General features: G+C 40.5%; 20 protein-coding genes. 19 read left to right on the top strand and 1 reads right to left on the bottom strand.

Translation table 11 applies throughout. The features are described 5' to 3' along the window. Positions 1 to 63 precede the first annotated feature (63 nt). Positions 64 to 501 carry a CoA-binding protein gene (locus M1R56_RS02785; RefSeq protein ID WP_153225593.1) on the top strand — a complete coding sequence of 146 codons (438 nt, stop codon included), beginning with the start codon at positions 64 to 66 and terminating at the stop codon, positions 499 to 501. A gap of 182 nt (positions 502 to 683) precedes the next feature. Here the strand turns inward: M1R56_RS02785 and M1R56_RS02780 are convergent, their stop codons facing one another. Continuing rightward, the gene (locus M1R56_RS02780) at positions 684 to 1,694 is read right to left on the bottom strand and encodes a YeiH family protein (RefSeq protein ID WP_153225594.1); all 1,011 of its coding nucleotides are present in this window, start codon (positions 1,692 to 1,694) and stop codon (positions 684 to 686) included. Between the two features lie 153 nt (positions 1,695 to 1,847). Here M1R56_RS02780 and M1R56_RS02775 point away from each other — a divergent pair, with 153 nt between their 5' ends. From M1R56_RS02775 to M1R56_RS02690, 18 genes are all read left to right on the top strand, one after another. Beyond that, positions 1,848 to 3,017: a pyridoxal phosphate-dependent aminotransferase gene (locus tag M1R56_RS02775; protein WP_248034525.1), complete on the top strand. Its 1,170-nt coding sequence runs from the start codon at positions 1,848 to 1,850 to the stop codon at positions 3,015 to 3,017. Beyond that, complete coding sequence (recO, locus tag M1R56_RS02770) at positions 3,014 to 3,784, top strand: DNA repair protein RecO (protein WP_075226983.1); 771 nt, start codon at positions 3,014 to 3,016, stop codon at positions 3,782 to 3,784. Before M1R56_RS02775 ends, recO begins: the two co-directional genes overlap by 4 nt. Next, positions 3,781 to 4,773, top strand: coding sequence for a phosphate acyltransferase PlsX (gene plsX, locus M1R56_RS02765; RefSeq protein ID WP_248034524.1), 993 nt, complete (start codon positions 3,781 to 3,783; stop codon positions 4,771 to 4,773). Before recO ends, plsX begins: the two co-directional genes overlap by 4 nt. A gap of 5 nt (positions 4,774 to 4,778) precedes the next feature. Next, complete coding sequence (locus tag M1R56_RS02760; RefSeq protein WP_248034523.1) at positions 4,779 to 5,015, top strand: acyl carrier protein; 237 nt, start codon at positions 4,779 to 4,781, stop codon at positions 5,013 to 5,015. Positions 5,016 to 5,579: 564 nt separating this feature from the next. Continuing rightward, on the top strand, positions 5,580 to 5,723 hold the full coding sequence (locus M1R56_RS02755; protein ID WP_248034522.1) for a class IIb bacteriocin, lactobin A/cerein 7B family: 144 nt from the start codon (positions 5,580 to 5,582) through the stop codon (positions 5,721 to 5,723). Positions 5,724 to 5,740: 17 nt separating this feature from the next. Beyond that, positions 5,741 to 5,890: a class IIb bacteriocin, lactobin A/cerein 7B family gene (locus tag M1R56_RS02750; RefSeq protein WP_075229711.1), complete on the top strand. Its 150-nt coding sequence runs from the start codon at positions 5,741 to 5,743 to the stop codon at positions 5,888 to 5,890. Between the two features lie 12 nt (positions 5,891 to 5,902). Further along, on the top strand, positions 5,903 to 6,079 hold the full coding sequence (locus M1R56_RS02745; protein WP_248034521.1) for a hypothetical protein: 177 nt from the start codon (positions 5,903 to 5,905) through the stop codon (positions 6,077 to 6,079). Positions 6,080 to 6,287: 208 nt separating this feature from the next. Continuing rightward, positions 6,288 to 6,443, top strand: coding sequence for a hypothetical protein (locus tag M1R56_RS02740; RefSeq protein WP_248034520.1), 156 nt, complete (start codon positions 6,288 to 6,290; stop codon positions 6,441 to 6,443). 220 nt (positions 6,444 to 6,663) lie between these two features. Beyond that, the gene (locus M1R56_RS02735; RefSeq protein ID WP_248034519.1) at positions 6,664 to 6,858 is read left to right on the top strand and encodes a hypothetical protein; all 195 of its coding nucleotides are present in this window, start codon (positions 6,664 to 6,666) and stop codon (positions 6,856 to 6,858) included. Between the two features lie 167 nt (positions 6,859 to 7,025). Then, positions 7,026 to 9,179 carry a peptide cleavage/export ABC transporter gene (gene comA, locus M1R56_RS02730; RefSeq protein ID WP_248034518.1) on the top strand — a complete coding sequence of 718 codons (2,154 nt, stop codon included), beginning with the start codon at positions 7,026 to 7,028 and terminating at the stop codon, positions 9,177 to 9,179. Between the two features lie 12 nt (positions 9,180 to 9,191). Beyond that, complete coding sequence (locus M1R56_RS02725; protein WP_248034517.1) at positions 9,192 to 10,541, top strand: bacteriocin secretion accessory protein; 1,350 nt, start codon at positions 9,192 to 9,194, stop codon at positions 10,539 to 10,541. A 168-nt stretch (positions 10,542 to 10,709) separates the two neighbouring features. Beyond that, a complete protein-coding gene (gene purC, locus M1R56_RS02720) occupies positions 10,710 to 11,417 on the top strand; it encodes a phosphoribosylaminoimidazolesuccinocarboxamide synthase (RefSeq protein WP_153225599.1) in 708 nt (235 codons plus the stop codon). A 63-nt stretch (positions 11,418 to 11,480) separates the two neighbouring features. Beyond that, positions 11,481 to 15,206, top strand: a complete 3,726-nt coding sequence (locus M1R56_RS02715) for a phosphoribosylformylglycinamidine synthase (RefSeq protein WP_248034516.1) — start codon at positions 11,481 to 11,483, stop codon at positions 15,204 to 15,206. A gap of 53 nt (positions 15,207 to 15,259) precedes the next feature. Beyond that, positions 15,260 to 16,363, top strand: a complete 1,104-nt coding sequence (locus tag M1R56_RS02710; protein ID WP_248034515.1) for a hypothetical protein — start codon at positions 15,260 to 15,262, stop codon at positions 16,361 to 16,363. A gap of 18 nt (positions 16,364 to 16,381) precedes the next feature. Beyond that, positions 16,382 to 17,824, top strand: coding sequence for an amidophosphoribosyltransferase (gene purF, locus M1R56_RS02705; RefSeq protein ID WP_248034514.1), 1,443 nt, complete (start codon positions 16,382 to 16,384; stop codon positions 17,822 to 17,824). A 217-nt stretch (positions 17,825 to 18,041) separates the two neighbouring features. After that, positions 18,042 to 19,064, top strand: a complete 1,023-nt coding sequence (gene purM / locus M1R56_RS02700; RefSeq protein ID WP_045762506.1) for a phosphoribosylformylglycinamidine cyclo-ligase — start codon at positions 18,042 to 18,044, stop codon at positions 19,062 to 19,064. Then, positions 19,064 to 19,618: a phosphoribosylglycinamide formyltransferase gene (purN, locus tag M1R56_RS02695; RefSeq protein WP_248034513.1), complete on the top strand. Its 555-nt coding sequence runs from the start codon at positions 19,064 to 19,066 to the stop codon at positions 19,616 to 19,618. Before purM ends, purN begins: the two co-directional genes overlap by 1 nt. 44 nt (positions 19,619 to 19,662) lie before the next feature. Further along, the gene (locus M1R56_RS02690) at positions 19,663 to 20,127 is read left to right on the top strand and encodes a GNAT family N-acetyltransferase (RefSeq protein ID WP_248034512.1); all 465 of its coding nucleotides are present in this window, start codon (positions 19,663 to 19,665) and stop codon (positions 20,125 to 20,127) included.

Raw genomic sequence — 20,127 nt, 5'->3', positions numbered from 1 at the left:
TTGGTAGCAGAATTCTGCAAACCCTTTCAAAATATGCTATACTGATGAAAAAGGAGGATTTTTATGACTCAAGAATTTATCAATCCAAGTGATGGTGTGATTCGTCAGTATCTAGCAACTAGTAAGACTCTAGCAGTAGTGGGCTTGTCTGATCGTGAAGAAACAACTAGCAATCGAGTGACCAAGGAAATGCAGGCTCGTGGCTATAAAATCATACCAGTAAACCCTAAGGCTGCAGGTGGGGAAATCTTGGGAGAAAAGGCTTATGCCAGTCTAGCTGAGATTCCTTTCCCCGTAGATATCGTCAATGTCTATCGTCGTAGTGAGTTTCTACCTGATGTGGCGCGTGATTTTCTCAAGGCAGATGCTAAGATTTTCTGGGCGCAACTAGGACTTGAAAGTCTAGAAGCGGAAGAAATTTTGCGTGCTGGAGGTTGCGATGATATCGTGATGAACCGTTGTATTAAGAGAGAACATACACGCTTAATACTTGAACAATAAAAAGGTAGCTTGCGGGCTACCTTTTGTGTTATACTCAATGAAAATCAAAGAGCAAACTAGGAAACTAGCCGCAGGTTGCTCAAAGCACTGCTTTGAGGTTGTAGATAGAACTGACGAAGTCAGTAACACATATCTACGGCAAGGCGACGTTGACGTGGTTTGAATTTGATTTTCGAAGAGTATTAGAAAATACCGATGAGCGTTTGCATCCCGAGACTAGTCAGGATGATGGCAATCCAGCAGAGGGCACCAAGAAGAATGGATTTACCACTGGATTTGATCATGGCAATGAGATTGGTTTTGAGGCCGATAGCGCTCATGGCCATGATGATGAGGAATTTAGACAGTTGTTTGAGAGGGGTAAAGAAACTACTGCTGACACCGAAGGAAGTAAGGACGGTGGTTAGCAGGGAAGCTAGGATGAAGTAGAGAATGAAAATAGGGAAGATTTTTTTAAGTTTTACTCCGTGGTTGTTGCCTTGTTGACGGCTTTGCCAGTAGGAGAGGAAGAGAGTGATGGGAATGATAGCTAAGGTGCGTGTCAATTTGACAATGGTAGCAGACTCAAGAGTGTTTGTGTGGTAAAGACTATCCCAGGCGCTGGCAGTGGCTGTTACAGAGGAAGTATCATTGACCGCAGTACCTGAAAAGAGGGAGAAGCCCTCATTTGATAGGTGAAGCCAGGTTCCTAGGGTTGGGAAAATAAGCGCTGCTAAGACATTGAAGAAAAAGATAACAGAGATGGCTTGGGCGACTTCTTTTTCCTTGGCATGGATGACGGGAGCTGTCGCTGCAATGGCAGAACCTCCACAGATAGAGGAACCAACACCGATCAAGGTAGCTAGTTTTGTATCTAAATCAAAAAAGCGTTGGAAAAGATAAGCTACAATCAAGGCTATAGAAATGGTAGATAGAATGACAGGAAGGGAAGATTTTCCAACTGCGAAGACTTGCGAGATATTGAGCCCAAACCCAAGCAAGATAACAGCATACTGAAGCAATTTCTTGGAGCTGTAAGTCAAACCGGCATCCAGTTGTTTAAAGGAAGTGAGAAAGGGGTGGAGAATCATACCGATAAAGATGGCAAAAACAGGTGCCCCAATAACAGGCAAGAAGCTCCCTAAGGTCCAAGAGATGATGGAAATGATAAGACAGGCTAAAAGTCCGGCCCCATTTTTTGATAGAAATGACATAAAAACCTCCTAAAATAAGTACTTCTTATTATAGTCTTGTCCAGAAGAAAAGTAAATAGAAAGTAGGAATTAGGCTGTCATTAAATGGAATTTTGCGGTCAGAGAGCTTTTGTAGTATAATAGACATATATTCTTTAAGCAAGGAGGGTATCTATGGACTTAACCAAGCGCTTTAATAAACAATTAGATAAGATTCAAGTTTCCTTGATTCGTCAGTTTGACCAGGCTATTTCAGAGATTCCTGGAGTCCTGCGGTTGACCTTGGGAGAACCAGATTTTACAACGCCAGATCATGTCAAGGAGGCTGCAAAGCGAGCCATCGATCAAGACCAATCCTACTATACAGGGATGAGCGGTTTGTTGACCTTACGCCAAGCAGCTAGTGATTTTGTAAAAGAAAAGTATCAGTTGGACTACAATCCTGAAAATGAAATCTTGGTTACAATTGGTGCGACAGAAGCTTTATCAGCTACTTTGACAGCCATTTTGGAGGAAGGAGACAAGGTTCTCTTGCCAGCTCCTGCCTATCCTGGCTATGAGCCAATAGTTAATCTAGTTGGTGCAGAGATTGTCGAAATTGATACAACTGAAAATGGTTTTGTTTTGACGCCTGAGATGTTGGAAAAGGCAATTTTGGAGCAGGGGGACAAGCTCAAGGCAGTTATTCTCAACTATCCAGCCAATCCTACAGGAATTACTTATAGTCGCGAGCAATTAGAAGCCTTGGCAGACGTTTTACGTAAGTATGAGATTTTCGTTGTCTGTGATGAGGTCTACTCAGAATTAACTTATACAGGGGAAAATCATGTATCTTTGGGGACTATGCTGAGAGATCAGGCCATTATCATCAACGGTCTATCTAAATCCCATGCCATGACAGGTTGGCGTTTAGGCTTTATCTTTGCACCAGCAAACTTCACAGCCCAGTTAATCAAGAGTCACCAGTACTTGGTAACTGCTGCGAATACTATGGCGCAACATGCTGCAGTAGAAGCCTTAACAGCTGGTAAAGATGATGCAGAACCTATGAGGAAAGAGTATATTCAACGTCGCGACTACATTATCGAGAAAATGACTAATCTTGGTTTTGAGATTATCAAACCTGACGGTGCCTTTTATATTTTTGCTAAGATTCCTGCGGGCTACAATCAAGATTCGTTTGCTTTTCTGAAGGATTTTGCCCACAAGAAGGCTGTTGCCTTTATTCCTGGTGCAGCTTTTGGTCAATATGGAGAAGGTTATGTACGCCTGTCTTATGCGGCTAGCATGGAAACCATCAGAGAAGCTATGAAACGTCTTGGGGAGTACATGAGGGAAGCATGATTCAGTCTATTACGAGTCAGGGGTTGGTGCTCTACAATCGTAATTTTCGTGAGGATGACAAGCTAGTCAAGATTTTTACAGAGCAGGTCGGCAAGCGGATGTTTTTTGTCAAACATGCCGGTCAGTCTAAACTGGCTCCAGTTATTCAACCTTTGGTGCTGGCTCGTTTTCTTTTGCGAATCAATGATGATGGACTTAGTTATATTGAAGACTATCATGAGGTGATGACCTTTCCAAAAATCAATAGTGATCTCTTTGTCATGGCCTATGCGACCTATGTGGCAGCTTTGGCAGATGCTAGTTTGCAGGACAATCACCAAGATGCTCCCTTGTTTGCTTTTTTACAAAAGACTTTAGAGTTGATGGAAGAGGGGCTAGATTATCAAGTTTTGACCAATATTTTTGAAATTCAGATCTTGACCCGTTTTGGAATTAGTCTTAATTTTAATGAGTGTGTTTTTTGCCATCGGGTGGGTCAGGCCTTTGATTTTTCTTTCAAATATGGTGCTTGCTTATGTCCTGATCATTACCATGAGGACGAGAAACGTTGTCATCTGAATCCAAACATTCCCTATCTGCTCAATCAATTTCAAGCTATTAACTTTGAGACTTTAGAGACTATTTCGCTCAAGTCTGAAATCAAGCAAGAATTGCGTCAGTTCATGGATCAAATTTATGAAGAGTACGTCGGAATTCACTTAAAATCAAAGAAATTTATTGATTCCCTAGCTGATTGGGGACAATTACTAAAAGAGGAAGACAAATGAAAAAAATCGCAGTAGATGCAATGGGTGGCGATTACGCACCTCAAGCCATCGTTGAGGGTGTCAATCAAGCCCTTGCTGACTTTTCAGATATTGAGATTCAACTTTACGGAGACGAAAGCAAAATCAAGCAATATCTAACAGCTACAGAACGCGTCAGCATTATCCATACAGATGAAAAAATTGATTCGGATGATGAGCCTACAAAAGCTATCCGTAAGAAGAAAAATGCCAGTATGGTCTTGGCGGCCAAGGCTGTCAAAGATGGAGAGGCAGATGCTGTTCTTTCTGCAGGAAATACAGGTGCTTTGCTTGCGGCCGGATTTTTCATCGTTGGTCGCATCAAGAATATTGATCGACCTGGACTTATGTCAACCTTACCAACAGTTGATGGGAAAGGTTTTGATATGCTAGACCTTGGTGCCAATGCAGAAAATACAGCCCATCACCTTCATCAATATGCCATCCTAGGATCTTTCTACGCTAAAAATGTTCGTGGAATTGCAAAACCACGAGTTGGTTTGCTCAACAACGGGATAGAGAGCAGCAAGGGAGATCCACTCCGCAAGGAAACTTATGACTTGCTAGTAGCTGATGAGAGTTTGAACTTTATCGGTAATGTGGAAGCGCGTGATTTGATGGATGGCGTTGCTGATGTAGTCGTAACAGATGGTTTCACGGGAAACGCTGTGCTCAAATCCATTGAAGGTACAGCCATGGGGATCATGGGCTTGCTAAAAAATGCTATTACAGGTGGTGGATTTCGAGCAAAACTTGGTGCTCTCCTTCTCAAGGATAGTCTTAGAGGTTTGAAAAAGCAACTCAACTATTCAGACGTTGGGGGTGCGGTCTTGTTTGGTGTTAAGGCGCCGGTTGTTAAGACTCATGGCTCAAGTGATGCCAAGGCTGTATACAGTACGATTCGTCAGATTCGTACTATGCTAGAAACAGACGTAGTTGCTCAAACTGCGCGTGAATTTTCAGGAGAATAATATATATGACAGATAAAGAAATTTTTGACCGTGTCGTGAACATTATCCAAGAACGTCAAGGGGAAGACTTTGTAGTCACAGAGTCCTTGAGCTTGAAGGATGATTTGGATGCTGATTCGGTAGATTTGATGGAATTCGTACTAACCATTGAGGATGAATTTGGAATCGAAATTAGTGATGAAGAAATCGATCATCTCCAAAGTGTGGCGAATGTATTAAAGGTCATTAAAGATAAAATCTAACATAAAGCAACATGCAAGTCATGTTGTTTTTTTATTTCTCGAAAAAAGATAAGATTTTGAAATTTTACATTTGATACTCAATGAAAATCAAAGAGCAAACTAGGAAGCTAGCCGCAGGCTGTACTTGAGTACGGCAAGGTGAAGCTGACGTGGTTTGAAGAGATTTTCGAAGAGTATGAGTTTACGAATAAAGAGATGAGAAGAAAAAAGGGGGATTACTGATGTATGTGACAGGTCTTTATCCGTGGTTGATCAAGTGGTTTTTAAAATAAATTTGACTTATTTGTTTATTTTAAAATTATTTTATCGAATAGATAAGTAAGAAGAAAAGAAGGGAGTTCGAGCGATGTATTTACCAATCTTATTACCATGGTTTATCAAATTGTATTTTAAATAAATTAAATTTATTCATTCATTTTAAAATGATTTCTCGAATAGATAAGTGAGAAGAAGAGGAAGGAGATTAGAAATGATTATTTCAGTTATTTATCCAATTTGGCTTTTAAAATGGTTTAAAGGTTAAAAATCGCAAACAAAAAACTATAAAAATAAAGGAGAAAACAAATGACAAACTTTGACAAAATGGAACAGAACTTTGCAGCTCTTACGGAAGAAGAGCTGATGGAAGTGGATGGGGGAGCAGTTTCCGCTGTAGTTGTAGGAGGTGTCTTACTAATTGGTGGTATTGCTTGGGGCTATTTTATGTAATAATAAGGAGAGAAAAAATGAATTTAAATAAATGGACAGAATTGACAGAAGAAGAATTGATGAATACAGAAGGTGGATCAATTACCTTAGCCACGGTTGGTGCAGGAGTGGCAATTTTCCTTGGTGGTCGATTAATTGGTCAAGATTTAAAACGTAAATTTGGATAAAAGTGGACTTGTATGAAAAATCTAAAAAATATAATGGGAGCAATTTTAATTATTTTTGGAGTATTTTGCGTGTTGGGGGATTTAAATGTAATCACCTTTAATGTTGAAAAATATTTCCAAACAGAATTATTTGTTCCGATGCTTATTTTGATGATGAGTTATTTAGATTCAGGTAAAGACAAGGTTTAAAGAGAACTATTATTAGTATGTGGCAAATGCTATAGAATAATCATCTTTTAGTTGTTATCAATGAAATAAGAACTAAAAAAATGGAGAAATAAATGAATATCTCAGAAGAATGTGCGGCTATAATTATATCAGCCTCAGGAATAGTAGGACTTTTGGTTGGAGTAGCTATTGGATTAGCTAGTATTATTTAAAAAGGAGTAGATGAAAGATGAAGAAACTGGATGAAAAATTTGCTATTATGACAGAGGAAGACTTGGCTGTAACTAAGGGAGGTTTCATTGTTACTACTTCTACAGCAGTAGCTTGGGGTGTTTTAGGAGTCGTTACCTATATGTATGGGCGTCATTTGAGAAGTAGACGTTAATTTAAAAATTTGTGGCAAATCGTAAAAAAATTGAAAAAGATAAGAAATATTAATCATTATATTTTCTAGGTAGGACCTTTGTTCTACCTATTTTCTTTGTCCAAAAGGTACATTTGATGTGTCTATTTTCATCGTTTATAGTTTATTTGGAATTTTACATGTATTTTTTGATAAAATGTGATAAAATAGGTGTAGAAATTAGGAAAGTTGAAGAAAAGAAATGAAGAAGATTTTAGGATATTTTTTAGTATTTGTTTTTCTATTTTTAATGAATATTTTCATCTTTAGGATACTAGCAACTCTGGGATTTCAGCTGACAATGAGTGAAAAAAGTTATCTTGTACCACCCTTGTTTTCATTTATAGTTTTGTATATGATTGACAAAAGAATTAGGAAGAAAAAGAAATCTTTATAAATATATATTTTAGGTAGGACGTTTGTTCTACCTATTTTTATGTAGGAAAAAGTGCTGTTCAGGTGCGGATATTGTTTTTTTAGAAATAATTTTCTTTTTGCTTCTTTGTTTGGATAAAATAATCTTACAAAGTTTTCTTTGGAGATTGTTAGGAAAAGGAGTAGGATATGAAATTTAGTAAACGGCATTATCGTCCTCAGGTGGATCAGATGGACTGCGGTGTGGCTGCATTGGCTATGGTTTTTGGCTACTATGGTAGCTATTATTCATTGGCTCACTTGCGAGAATTAGCCAAGACGACCATGGATGGGACGACGGCTTTGGGCTTGGTCAAGGTAGCAGAGGAGATTGGTTTTGAGACACGAGCTATCAAGGCGGATATGACGCTCTTTGACTTGCCAGATTTGACCTTTCCTTTTGTTGCCCATGTGCTTAAGGAAGGGAAATTGCTCCATTATTATGTGGTGACTGGGCAGGACAAGAACAACATTCATATTGCTGATCCAGATCCTAGTGTTAAGCTGACCAAGATTTCTCGTGAGCGCTTTGCCAAGGAGTGGACAGGAATCACTATTTTTATGGCACCATCTCCGACTTATAAGCCTCATAAGGAACAAAAAAATGGTCTGCTTTCCTTTATCCCTATATTAGTGAAACAGCGAGGTTTGATTGTTAATATCGTTTTGGCGACCCTCTTGGTGACCTTGATTAACATTGTGGGTTCTTATTACCTTCAGTCAATCATTGACACTTATGTGCCAGATCAGATGCGTTCAACCTTGGGAATTATTTCGATAGGGCTAGTCATCGTTTATATTCTCCAGCAAATCTTGTCCTACGCTCAGGAGTATCTCTTGCTTATTTTGGGGCAACGCTTGTCGATTGACGTGATTTTGTCCTATATCAAGCATGTTTTTCATCTGCCTATGTCCTTCTTTGCGACACGCAGGACAGGGGAAATCGTATCTCGTTTCACGGATGCTAACAGTATTATCGATGCGCTGGCTTCGACCATCCTTTCGATTTTCCTAGATGTGTCAACGGTTGTCATGATTTCCCTTGTTTTATTTTCACAAAATACCAATCTCTTTTTCATGACTTTATTGGCACTTCCTATCTATACAGTGATTATCTTTGCCTTTATGAAGCCCTTTGAAAAGATGAATCGGGATACCATGGAAGCTAATGCAGTCCTGTCTTCTTCTATCATTGAGGACATCAACGGTATTGAGACTATCAAGTCCTTGACCAGTGAGAGTCAGCGTTACCAAAAAATTGACAAGGAATTTGTGGATTATCTGAAGAAATCCTTTACCTATAGTCGGGCAGAGAGTCGGCAAAAGGCTCTGAAAAAAGTTGCTCATCTCTTGCTCAATGTCGTCATTCTCTGGATGGGGGCTCTCCTAGTCATGGATAATAAGATGAGTTTGGGCCAGTTGATTACCTATAATACCTTGCTTGTTTACTTTACCAATCCATTGGAAAATATCATCAATCTGCAAACCAAGCTTCAGACAGCGCAGGTTGCCAATAACCGTCTCAATGAAGTTTATCTGGTTGCATCTGAGTTTGAGGAAAAGAAAACAGTCTCAGATTTGAGCTTGCTAGAAGGAGATATGGATTTCAAGCAGGTTCACTACAAATATGGCTATGGTCGAGATGTCTTGTCGGACATCAATCTAACCATTCCACAAGGCTCTAAAGTGGCTTTTGTAGGGATTTCAGGATCGGGTAAGACGACCTTGGCTAAGATGATGGTTAATTTTTACGATCCTAGTCAGGGGGAGATTAGTCTGGGAGGTGTCAATCTTAATCAGATTGATAAAAAGGCTCTGCGCCAGTATATCAACTACCTGCCTCAGCAACCCTATGTTTTCAATGGGACGATTTTGGAGAATCTTCTCCTTGGAGCTAAGGAGGGGACGACCCAGGAGGATATTTTGAGAGCAGTAGAGTTGGCTGAGATTCGGGAGGATATCGAGCGGATGCCACTGAATTACCAGACAGAATTGACTTCGGATGGAGCGGGCATTTCAGGTGGTCAACGTCAGAGAATTGCTCTGGCGCGTGCTCTCTTGACCGATGCGCCTGTCTTGATCTTGGATGAGGCGACTAGCAGTCTAGATATTTTGACCGAGAAGCGAATTGTCGATAATCTCATGGCTTTGGATAAGACCTTGATTTTCATTGCTCACCGCTTGACCATTGCTGAGCGGACAGAGAAGGTTGTCGTTTTGGATCAGGGCAAGATTGTCGAAGAGGGTACACATATGGATTTACTGGCTCAGGGTGGATTTTACGCCCATCTAGTGAATAGTTAGAGAGGAAAAAAGATGCAATCAGAATTTTTAGAAAGTGCGGAGTTTTATAATCGTCGTTACCATAATTTTTCTAGTTATGTGATTTTTCCAAGTTTTATCTTGTTTTTGTTCCTAATCGTTTTTTCAATCTTTGCACAAAAGGAGATAAGCTTGACAGCTGGAGCTACGGTAGAACCTGCTCGTATCATTGCCACCATTCAGTCTAGCAGTAATAGCAAGATTGTGGCTAATCATTTGGCTGAAAATAAGTTTGTCAAACAAGGAGATCTTCTCGTTCAATACCAAGAGGGGGTAGAAGCGGTTCAGGCAGAAAATTATGCTAGTCAGTTGGAAATGCTCAAGGATCAGAAGCTTCAACTGGAGTATTTAAAAGCAAGTCTTCAAGCAGGAAGTGATCAATTTCCAGAAACAGACAAATTTGGTTATCAGCATAGTTTTTTAGATTATCTGAATCAGGCTGCTAGTCTGCGGAGTCAGGTTGAGCAACAAAATGCTAGTATATCATCTCAAAATGCAGCAGCCAGTGGTAGTCAGGCAGAGTTAGGCAATCTCATCGGTGAAACCCAGTCCAAAATTAAAGAATATCAGCAAGCCAAGACTGCTATTCAAGCTGATGGAGTCTTAGAGAGTGATCATCCAGCTTATGCCATTTATCAGTCTTATCAGTCAACAAAAGAGCAGGGATCGGAAGCCAAACAGCAGGCCTTATCTCAGCTAGATGCTCACATCACTCAGTTGGAGTCAACTCTTGCAGGTTATCGAGTACAGTATGCAGGTTCAGGAGCCCAGCAGGCTTATGCATCTGGATTAGGAAGTCAGTTGGAGTCATTAAAATCTCAGCAACTAGCCAAGGTAGGCCAGGAATTAACGCTCTTGGATCAGAAAATTCTTGAAGCGGAGTCGGGTAAAAAGATTCAAGGGAATCTTTTAGACAAGGGGGAAATTACAGCAACAGAAGATGGTGTTCTACATTTGAATCCTGAGCATAGTAGATCTACCATCATTCCAGAAGGAACTATCCTTGCTCATCTTTTTCCGCAGTTGGCTAGAGAGAGGAAGGCAAAACTAACAGCTTATATCAGTTCTAAGGAAGTGGCTGGTCTCAAGCATGGAAATGAGGTACGATTTACTACGGTAACGGATGCCAATAAGCAGCTAGTATTGACCTCCAAGATTACGAATATCGATACCAGTGCGACTCAGACAGAAAAGGGTAATTTCTTTAAATTAGAGGCAGAGACGGATTTGAATGCTGAACAAGCAGAAAAACTTCGTTATGGACTTGAAGGTCGTTTGACTATGATTACAGGTAGGAAGAGTTTTTTACGCTACTATCTTGATCGTTTTTTGAAACAAGAATAAGGTTCGCATTCTAACTCAAATCAATCTTAGAAAATCGCAAATGAAAATTCGTTTGCGATTTTTCTGTACTTTTTCAGATATGACATCAAATATAGTTCGTGAAATATTTGATATTTGGTAAAAACTGTGTTAGAATGATGTAAAGTAATACGAAAGGCGAACTTTAAAATGTCGAAACAATTGATCTATTCGGGAAAAGCTAAAGATATCTATACTACAGAAGACGAAAATGTGATTAAGTCGGTCTATAAGGACCAGGCCACTATGCTGAATGGAGCTCGCAAGGAGACTATTAAAGGTAAAGGTGTGCTAAATAATCAGATTTCGTCTCTTATTTTTGAAAAATTGAATGCTGCGGGCGTAGCTACGCACTTTATCGAACGTATTTCTGACACAGAACAACTCAACAAGAAAGTGACCATCATTCCTTTGGAGGTTGTCCTTCGTAACGTGACTGCGGGTTCTTTCTCAAAACGTTTTGGTGTGGAAGAAGGTTTGAATCTGGAAACTCCAATCGTTGAATTTTACTACAAGAACGATGATTTGGATGATCCATTTATCAATGACGAACACGTTAAGTTTTTGAATATTGCTAACGATGAGCAAATTGCTTATATCAAGGAAGAAACGCGTCGTATCAATGAGCTTTTGAAAGCCTGGTTTGCTGAGATTGGCCTCAAGTTGATCGATTTTAAACTGGAATTTGGTTTTGATAAGGATGGCAAGATTATCTTGGCAGACGAATTTTCACCAGACAACTGTCGCCTTTGGGATGCGGAAGGGCACCACATGGACAAGGATGTTTTCCGTAGGGACTTGGGCAGTTTAACGGATGTTTACAAGGTCGTTTTAGAAAAATTGCAGGGCTTGAAGTAACTTGTTTGAAACGGAAAACCTTCGTCTTCGATAACCTATTTGAATAGAAATAAAGGAAATAAAATGGATAAACGTATTTTCGTTGAGAAAAAAGCTGATTTTCGTGTGAAATCGGACTCTTTAGTAAAAGAATTGCAGCATAATCTTCAGTTGAAAACCTTGAAGGATCTTCGGATTGTTCAGGTTTATGATGTCTTTAATTTGGCAGAGGACTTGTTTGCGCGTGCGGAAAAACACATCTTCTCTGAGCAAGTGACCGATACTGTTTTGGATGAAGCTACGGTTAAGGCTGATCTTGAGAAAGTTGCTTTCTTTGCTATCGAAAGCTTACCTGGTCAATTTGACCAACGCGCGGCATCTTCACAAGAAGCTTTGCTGTTGCTTGGTAGTTCAAATGATGTAACGGTGAACACAGCACAACTTTACTTGGTTAACAAGGATATTGATGCGAATGAGTTGGAAGCTGTCAAAAACTATCTCTTGAACCCAGTGGATTCTCGTTTCAAAGATATCACTGTTGGTATTGCGAAACAGGATTTCTCTGAGTCTGACAAGACCATTCCAAGCTTGGATTTCTTTGAAACTTATACGGCAGAAGATTTTGCACAGTATAAGGCTGAGCAAGGCTTGGCCATGGAAGTGGATGACCTTCTCTTCATTCAAGATTACTTTAAGTCCATTGGACGTGTACCAACTGAGACGGAGCTTAAGGTTTTGGATACTTATTGGTCTGACCACTGCCGTCACACAACTTTCGAGACGGAGTTGAAGAATATCGACTTCTCAGCTTCTAAATTTGAAAAACAATTGCAAGCGACTTACGACAAGTATATTGCCATGCGTGATGAGTTGGGACGTACAGAAAAACCTCAAACCTTGATGGATATGGCGACTATTTTTGGTCGTTATGAGCGTGCCAATGGTCGTTTGGATGACATGGAAGTATCTGATGAAATCAATGCCTGCTCTGTTGAAATTGAAGTGGATGTCAATGGTATCAAAGAGCCATGGCTTCTCATGTTCAAAAATGAAACTCACAACCACCCAACTGAGATTGAACCATTTGGTGGAGCGGCTACTTGTATCGGTGGTGCCATTCGTGACCCATTGTCAGGGCGTTCATACGTTTACCAAGCAATGCGTATCTCAGGTGCTGGTGATATTACAGCTCCTATTTCAGAAACTCGTGCTGGTAAATTACCACAACAAGTGATTTCTAAAACAGCAGCTCACGGTTATTCTTCATACGGTAACCAAATTGGTCTTGCAACAACCTATGTTCGTGAATACTTCCACCCAGGTTTCGTTGCTAAGCGTATGGAGCTAGGTGCCGTGGTCGGTGCGGCTCCTAAGGAAAATGTTGTCCGTGAAAAACCTGAAGCAGGTGATGTGATTATCTTGCTCGGTGGTAAGACTGGACGTGACGGTGTCGGTGGTGCGACAGGTTCTTCTAAAGTTCAAACGGTTGAATCTGTTGAAACAGCTGGTGCTGAGGTTCAAAAAGGGAATGCCATCGAAGAACGTAAGATTCAACGTCTTTTCCGTAATGGGGAAGTGACACGTCTGATCAAGAAATCAAATGACTTTGGTGCTGGTGGTGTCTGTGTGGCTATCGGTGAATTGGCAGATGGCCTTGAAATTGATCTAGATAAAGTGCCTTTGAAATATCAAGGCTTGAACGGTACAGAAATTGCCATCTCTGAATCTCAAGAGCGTATGGCGGTGGTAGTTCGTCCAGAAGATGTAGATGCCTTTATTGCAGCATGTAACAAAGAAAATATTGATGCGGTTGTCGTTGCGACAGTGACAGAAAAACCAAATCTTGTCATGCACTGGAATGGTGAAATCATTGTCGATTTGGAACGTCGTTTCCTTGATACGAACGGTGTACGTGTAGTTGTGGATGCTAAGGTAGTTGACAAGGATGTCAAGTTTCCAGAAGAACGTAAGACAAGTGCCGAAACCCTTGAAGCTGATACTCTTGAAGTCTTGGCTGACCTTAACCATGCCAGTCAAAAAGGGTTGCAAACTATCTTTGATAGCTCAGTTGGTCGTTCAACAGTCAATCACCCACTCGGTGGTCGCTACCAAATCACACCAACGGAGGCTTCTGTACAGAAATTGCCAGTCCAACATGGTGTGACAAGAACTGCTTCTGTTATGGCGCAAGGGTTCAACCCTTATGTAGCAGAATGGTCTCCATATCATGGTGCTGCTTATGCGGTCATCGAAGCAACCGCTCGTTTGGTTGCTGCTGGTGCAAACTGGTCTAAGGCTCGTTTCTCTTATCAAGAATACTTCGAGCGTATGGATAAACAAGCAGAGCGTTTTGGTCAACCAGTAGCAGCTCTCCTAGGCTCTATCGAAGCTCAGATTCAACTTGGTTTGCCATCTATCGGTGGGAAAGACTCTATGTCTGGCACCTTTGAAGAATTGACAGTACCACCAACCTTGGTTGCTTTTGGTGTCACAACTGCAGACAGCCGTAAGGTCCTTTCTCCAGAATTTAAAGCTGCTGGTGAAAATATCTATTACATCCCAGGTCAAGCTTTGGCACAAGAAATTGACTTTGATCTTATCAAGTCTAACTTTGCTAAGTTTGAAGCCATCCAAGCTGATCACAAAGTGACAGCAGCATCAGCTGTCAAATATGGTGGTGTCCTTGAAGCCCTTGCTCTTGCAACATTTGGTAACCATATTGGTGCTACTGTAACCCTTGAAAATCTTGAGACTGTCTTGACAGCTCAATTGGGTGGATTCATCTTTACATCTCCGGAAGATATTGCAGGGGTTGCCAAGATTGGACAAACAACAGCTGACTTTACACTTACTGTCAACGGTGTAACGCTTGATGGACACAAACTTGACAGTGCCTTCCAAGGTAAATTGGAAGAAGTTTACCCAACGGAATTTGCACAAGCAACTGAGTTGGAAGAAGTACCTGCGGTGGCATCAGATGCTGTGATCAAAGCTAAAGAAACAGTTGAGACACCAGTGGTTTACATCCCAGTATTCCCAGGTACTAACTCTGAGTACGATTCAGCTAAGGCCTTTGAAAAAGAAGGTGCTCAAGTCAACTTAGTACCATTTGTCACACTGAATGAAGAAGCGATTGTCAAGTCTGTTGACACTATGGTTGAAAATATCGAAAAAGCCAATATTATCTTCTTTGCCGGTGGCTTCTCAGCTGCGGATGAACCAGATGGATCAGCTAAATTCATCGTTAATATCTTGCTTAACGAAAAAGTACGTGCAGCTATCGATAGCTTCATCGAAGGTGGTGGTTTGATTATCGGTATCTGTAACGGATTCCAAGCTCTTGTCAAATCAGGTCTTCTTCCATATGGTAACTTTGAAGATGCAAGCAGTACCAGTCCAACCCTCTTCTACAATGATGCCAACCAACACGTGGCTAAGATGGTTGAAACACGTATTGCCAATACGAACTCACCATGGCTTGCTGGCGTGAAAGTTGGTGACATCCATGCCATCCCAGTATCACACGGTGAAGGTAAGTTTGTCGTGACAGCTGAGGAATTTGCAGAACTTCGTGACAATGGACAAATCTTTAGCCAATATGTTGACTTCGAAGGTAAACCAAGCATGGATTCTAAATACAATCCTAACGGATCTGTCAATGCGATTGAAGGTATCACAAGTAAGAATGGACAAATCATCGGTAAGATGGGACACTCAGAACGTTTCGAAGACGGTCTCTTCCAAAATATTCCAGGAAATAAAGATCAACATCTCTTTGCATCAGCGGTGAAATACTTTACTGGGAAATAAGACTATAGATGACTAAGACGATTGGTGTTTTTTGAGAAGAAAAATGAAAGTTTGTGAAAAATTTGAATAAATTAATTGATATACCTGATGTTGAAAAAAAGATTCAATTGAAAAAATCGTTATCTAGAGAGATGAGAGTAATGAAGGAGGATTTAAAGCCAAGAAAGTGTTTGCTTTGTGATAAAGATACTACAAGTTTTTGCAACTCTCACACCATTCCACAGTTATCGTTAAAAAATATTTCTGATTCTGGCAAGTTGACTCAAGCTGGTTATTTAATAGGGAGCGATCTGTCAGATAATGATAAGGGAGTGAGCAATTCGGGAACGATACAAATTATTTGTCGTAAATGTGATTCTTTCTATTTTCAGGAATATGAAAATGAAATGAATCTTACGTCTTATCCTAGCGATAAAATGTTGTCACAAATTGCATTGAAAAATTTCCTTTTAGAACTAGTTAGACGGAGGGAGGAAAAATATCATTTTGAAAAATCAATGTCTGATAATACAATCAAGAAGGCTTTATACTTAAGAATACCTGAGATTTCTAATAAAACATTAGAGAATACATCTCAAAAAATAAAAGATCTTCATAATTCTTTTGATTATGATATTGAAGATTTTCAAAATGAAATTTTACTCCATAAAACTGCTATTGAAAACAATCTTAAAGGAGCATATCAAATTATTTTTCATGAGGTGCTTCCCTATAAGACACCGATAGCGTTTCAAGGCTCATTAACGTTAATTAGAGATATGTACGAATATTCAGTGAATGATACGAGTAACCATTCAAAAAATAATCGTATTCAGAAGTTGCACCTGGCTATTTTACCATTAAAAGAAAAGACGATGGTGCTAGCTTTTTATAATAAAAGGGATTGGAAATATAGATCTCTAAAAAGTCAGTTTAATAGTAGCGATCGATTGAAGAAACTGGATTTTCTTAATTTTTTAATATTTGCTTACACTGAAAACTATTACTTTAGCCCGACAATTAAAGAAAAAATTAGAACAAATGAGAAGCTTGTGCTACTTAGTCAAGAACTTTTCGGTGAACCTAATTTGGGTCAGTATGTAGGTGTTGATAGTTATAAGAGAGTCGAGCCAGATGAAATTCCTAATTTTCTTTTAGAAGAGTGGGCTATAATGTAAAAATAAAAGGTATATAAAATGACATACGAAGTAAAATCTCTTAATGAGGAATGTGGTGTTTTTGGTATCTGGGGTCACCCAGACGCTGCCAAATTGACCTATTTTGGACTCCATAGCCTTCAGCACCGTGGTCAGGAGGGGGCAGGAATCCTCTCCAATGACCAAGGGAAATTGAAGCGTCATCGTGATATGGGGCTTTTATCAGAAGTCTTCAAAAATCCTGCGAATTTGGATAAATTGACAGGAACTGGAGCGATTGGGCACGTGCGTTATGCGACTGCGGGAGAAGCTTCTGTAGACAATATCCAACCTTTCCTTTTCCGCTTTCATGATATGCAGTTTGGTTTGGTTCATAATGGGAATCTGACCAATGCAGAATCGCTCAAGCAAGAATTGGAACAAAGAGGAGCGATTTTCAGCTCAACCTCTGACTCTGAAATCTTGGCTCACCTTATTCGCCGTAGCCACAATCCAAACCTGATGGGTAAAATCAAGGAAGCACTCAGTCTTGTTAAAGGTGGTTTTGCTTATCTCTTGATGTTTGAAGATAAGTTAATTGCCGCGCTTGACCCAAATGGCTTCCGTCCTCTGTCAATCGGGAAAATGGCTAATGGAGCAGTAGTGGTTTCCTCTGAAACCTGTGCCTTTGAAGTAATCGGTGCTGAGTGGATTCGCGATGTGAAACCAGGTGAGATTGTCATCATTGATGATAATGGCATCCAGTATGATAGCTATACAAACGATACTCAACTGGCTATCTGTTCCATGGAATATATTTACTTTGCCCGTCCTGATTCCAATATCCACGGAGTCAATGTTCATACAGCTCGTAAGAGAATGGGAGCTCAGTTGGCACGTGAGTTCAAGCATGAAGCCGATATCGTAGTTGGGGTACCAAATTCCTCACTGAGCGCAGCTATGGGCTTTGCGGAAGAATCAGGTTTGCCAAATGAAATGGGTCTCATCAAAAACCAATATACGCAACGGACCTTCATCCAGCCGACTCAAGAATTGCGCGAGCAAGGAGTGCGAATGAAGCTGTCTGCCGTTTCTGGTGTCGTGAAAGGCAAACGTGTGGTCATGATTGATGACTCTATTGTGCGAGGAACAACATCTCGTCGTATTGTCCAACTTTTGAAAGAAGCGGGGGCATCAGAAGTGCATGTTGCCATTGGTAGTCCTGCTCTTGCCTATCCATGTTTCTACGGGATTGATATCCAGACACGTCAGGAGTTGATTGCGGCCAATCATACCGTTGAGGAAACTTGCCAAATCATTGGTGCGGATAGCCTGACTTATCTTTCGATTGATGGCTTGATTGACTCTATTGGGATTGAAACAGATGCGCCAAATGGCGGTCTCTGTGTGGCTTACTTTGATGGGAACTATCCAACTCCTCTCTATGACTATGAAGAAGAATATCGTAGAAGTTTGGAAGAAAAAACGAGTTTTTACAAATAAAATTCCCCATTGAAGGAAAGGAAAAGGAATAAACAAATGACAAATAAAAATGCTTATGCTCCACGTCTCACTACTGACTAAAAGCTAAAGCATTTGTCAGTAGACGCTTTCTCCTATGGACCAAAGCTAGAGACCTGACTAGTATTTTTAGATAAAATAATTGTTTATCTAAAAATACGTCGCAGTCTTTCTCAAAAAAAGAAAAGGAATGAATAAAATGACGAATAAAAATGCTTATGCTCAATCGGGTGTGGACGTTGAAGCAGGTTATGAAGTTGTTGAACGCATCAAAAAACACGTGGCACGTACGGAGCGTGCAGGTGTTATGGGAGCTCTCGGTGGCTTCGGTGGTATGTTCGACCTTTCAAAAACTGGTGTCAAAGAGCCCGTCTTGATCTCAGGTACAGATGGTGTCGGCACTAAACTCATGCTGGCTATCAAGTACGACAAACACGATACGATCGGTCAAGACTGTGTAGCTATGTGTGTTAACGATATTATCGCTGCAGGAGCAGAGCCCCTCTACTTCCTTGACTATATCGCAACTGGTAAAAATGAACCTGCTAAATTGGAACAAGTCGTTGCAGGTGTTGCAGAAGGTTGCGTGCAAGCCGGTGCAGCTCTCATCGGTGGGGAAACGGCTGAAATGCCTGGTATGTATGGCGAAGACGACTATGACTTGGCTGGCTTTGCAGTCGGTGTTGCAGAAAAATCTCAAATCATCGATGGTTCAAAAGTAGCTGAAGGGGATGTGATTCTGGGACTTGCTTCAAGCGGAATCCACTCAAATGGATACTCACTTGTTCGTCGTGTCTTTGCTGATTACACAGGGGAAGAAGTATTGCCTGAGTTAGAAGGTAAGAAGCTTAAAGACGTCCTTTTGGAACCAACTCGTATCTACGTTAAAGCAGCTTTGCCACTCATCAAAGAAGAATTGGTGAATGGAATTGCCCATATCACAGGTGGTGGTTTCATCGAAAATGTACCACGTATGTTCGCTGATGACTTGGCTGCTGAAATTGATGAAAGCAAAGTCCCAGTTCTTCCAATTTTCAAAGCTCTTGAAAAATATGGCCAAATCAAACATGAAGAAATGTTTGAAATCTTCAACATGGGGATTGGTCTCATGCTTGCAGTAAAACCAGAAAATGTTGAACGTGTCAAAGAGCTTCTTGACGAACCAGTTTATGAAATCGGTCGAATTGTGAAGAAGACGGATGCAAGTGTGGTGATTAAATAATGGCTAAAAAAATTGCTGTTTTTGCCTCTGGTAACGGCTCAAACTTTCAGGTGATTGCGGAACAATTTCCAGTAGAATTTGTCTTTTCAGATCACCGGGATGCCTATGTCTTAGAACGTGCCGAAAAGCTTGGTGTTTTATCTTATGCCTTCGAACTCAAAGAGTTTGAGAACAAGGCAGACTATGAAGGTGCCATCGTCGAACTCTTGGATGAACACCAGATTGACTTGGTTTGTCTGGCAGGCTATATGAAAATCGTCGGCCCCACCTTACTAGCAGCTTATGAAGGCCGTATCATCAATATTCATCCAGCTTATCTCCCTGAATTTCCAGGAGCTCATGGTATTGAGGATGCTTGGAATGCAGGCGTTGACCAGTCTGGCGTGACTATTCATTGGGTGGACTCTGGTGTCGATACCGGTAAGGTCATCAAACAAGTCCGTGTGCCACGTCTTGAAGGGGATACCCTTGATACTTTCGAGACTCGAATCCACGAAACAGAGTACAAACTTTATCCAGAAGTCTTGGATAGTTTGGGAGTGGGGAGTAGATAAGAAGTAAATCAAGTTTTGATTTTGCAATATTGCTAGGAGAAAAAATGATTGAGATAAAATTAGTAGATGAGAACAGTTTTCAGGCAGTGCTGGATTTGAAAATATCTGAAGCTGATGAACGAGCACGTTTCGTGGCTCCAAATGTACGCTCTTTAGCTGACGCATGGCTCTACCGAGAGAATGGGGATGTGTTTCCAATGGCAATCTATTGGAATAAGCTTGTAGTTGGTTTTCTCCTGTTGGAAATAGATAAGGATGAAGCGGAATACTTTATCTGGAGGATAATGATTGGCCAGCAGTACCAAGGAATAGGTTATGGACGAAAAGCCTTGGAAGTTTTGATCAAAAAGGCTCAGATGGATAGAGCTTGCAATCATATTATCGCAGATTATGTAGTTGGAAATGAAAAAATGAAGCACCTACTGACTAGTTTGGGTTTTCAGGAAACAGAATTTATAGAAGAAAATAACGAAGTCGCTATGCGCTTGGATCTAAAGAAAGAGGAATAG

Origin of the sequence: Streptococcus sp. oral taxon 431 (genome assembly GCF_023115445.1) — a bacterium.
Taxonomy (GTDB): domain Bacteria; phylum Bacillota; class Bacilli; order Lactobacillales; family Streptococcaceae; genus Streptococcus.
This window is presented reverse-complemented; position numbering and strand designations above follow the sequence as displayed.

What these genes read in the sequence shown, in the direction of transcription:
- purN (WP_248034513.1), top strand. Translation starts at nt 19,064, where the DNA reads ATGGCTAAAAAAATTGCTGTTTTTGCCTCTGGTAACGGCTCAAACTTT.
- plsX (WP_248034524.1), top strand. Translation starts at nt 3,781, where the DNA reads ATGAAAAAAATCGCAGTAGATGCAATGGGTGGCGATTACGCACCTCAA.
- M1R56_RS02780 (WP_153225594.1), bottom strand. Translation starts at nt 1,694, where the DNA reads ATGTCATTTCTATCAAAAAATGGGGCCGGACTTTTAGCCTGTCTTATC.
- M1R56_RS02750 (WP_075229711.1), top strand. Translation starts at nt 5,741, where the DNA reads ATGAATTTAAATAAATGGACAGAATTGACAGAAGAAGAATTGATGAAT.
- M1R56_RS02775 (WP_248034525.1), top strand. Translation starts at nt 1,848, where the DNA reads ATGGACTTAACCAAGCGCTTTAATAAACAATTAGATAAGATTCAAGTT.
- M1R56_RS02690 (WP_248034512.1), top strand. Translation starts at nt 19,663, where the DNA reads ATGATTGAGATAAAATTAGTAGATGAGAACAGTTTTCAGGCAGTGCTG.
- purF (WP_248034514.1), top strand. Translation starts at nt 16,382, where the DNA reads ATGACATACGAAGTAAAATCTCTTAATGAGGAATGTGGTGTTTTTGGT.
- purC (WP_153225599.1), top strand. Translation starts at nt 10,710, where the DNA reads ATGTCGAAACAATTGATCTATTCGGGAAAAGCTAAAGATATCTATACT.
- comA (WP_248034518.1), top strand. Translation starts at nt 7,026, where the DNA reads ATGAAATTTAGTAAACGGCATTATCGTCCTCAGGTGGATCAGATGGAC.
- recO (WP_075226983.1), top strand. Translation starts at nt 3,014, where the DNA reads ATGATTCAGTCTATTACGAGTCAGGGGTTGGTGCTCTACAATCGTAAT.
- M1R56_RS02755 (WP_248034522.1), top strand. Translation starts at nt 5,580, where the DNA reads ATGACAAACTTTGACAAAATGGAACAGAACTTTGCAGCTCTTACGGAA.
- M1R56_RS02715 (WP_248034516.1), top strand. Translation starts at nt 11,481, where the DNA reads ATGGATAAACGTATTTTCGTTGAGAAAAAAGCTGATTTTCGTGTGAAA.
- M1R56_RS02725 (WP_248034517.1), top strand. Translation starts at nt 9,192, where the DNA reads ATGCAATCAGAATTTTTAGAAAGTGCGGAGTTTTATAATCGTCGTTAC.
- M1R56_RS02735 (WP_248034519.1), top strand. Translation starts at nt 6,664, where the DNA reads ATGAAGAAGATTTTAGGATATTTTTTAGTATTTGTTTTTCTATTTTTA.
- M1R56_RS02760 (WP_248034523.1), top strand. Translation starts at nt 4,779, where the DNA reads ATGACAGATAAAGAAATTTTTGACCGTGTCGTGAACATTATCCAAGAA.
- M1R56_RS02740 (WP_248034520.1), top strand. Translation starts at nt 6,288, where the DNA reads ATGAAGAAACTGGATGAAAAATTTGCTATTATGACAGAGGAAGACTTG.
- purM (WP_045762506.1), top strand. Translation starts at nt 18,042, where the DNA reads ATGACGAATAAAAATGCTTATGCTCAATCGGGTGTGGACGTTGAAGCA.
- M1R56_RS02785 (WP_153225593.1), top strand. Translation starts at nt 64, where the DNA reads ATGACTCAAGAATTTATCAATCCAAGTGATGGTGTGATTCGTCAGTAT.
- M1R56_RS02745 (WP_248034521.1), top strand. Translation starts at nt 5,903, where the DNA reads ATGAAAAATCTAAAAAATATAATGGGAGCAATTTTAATTATTTTTGGA.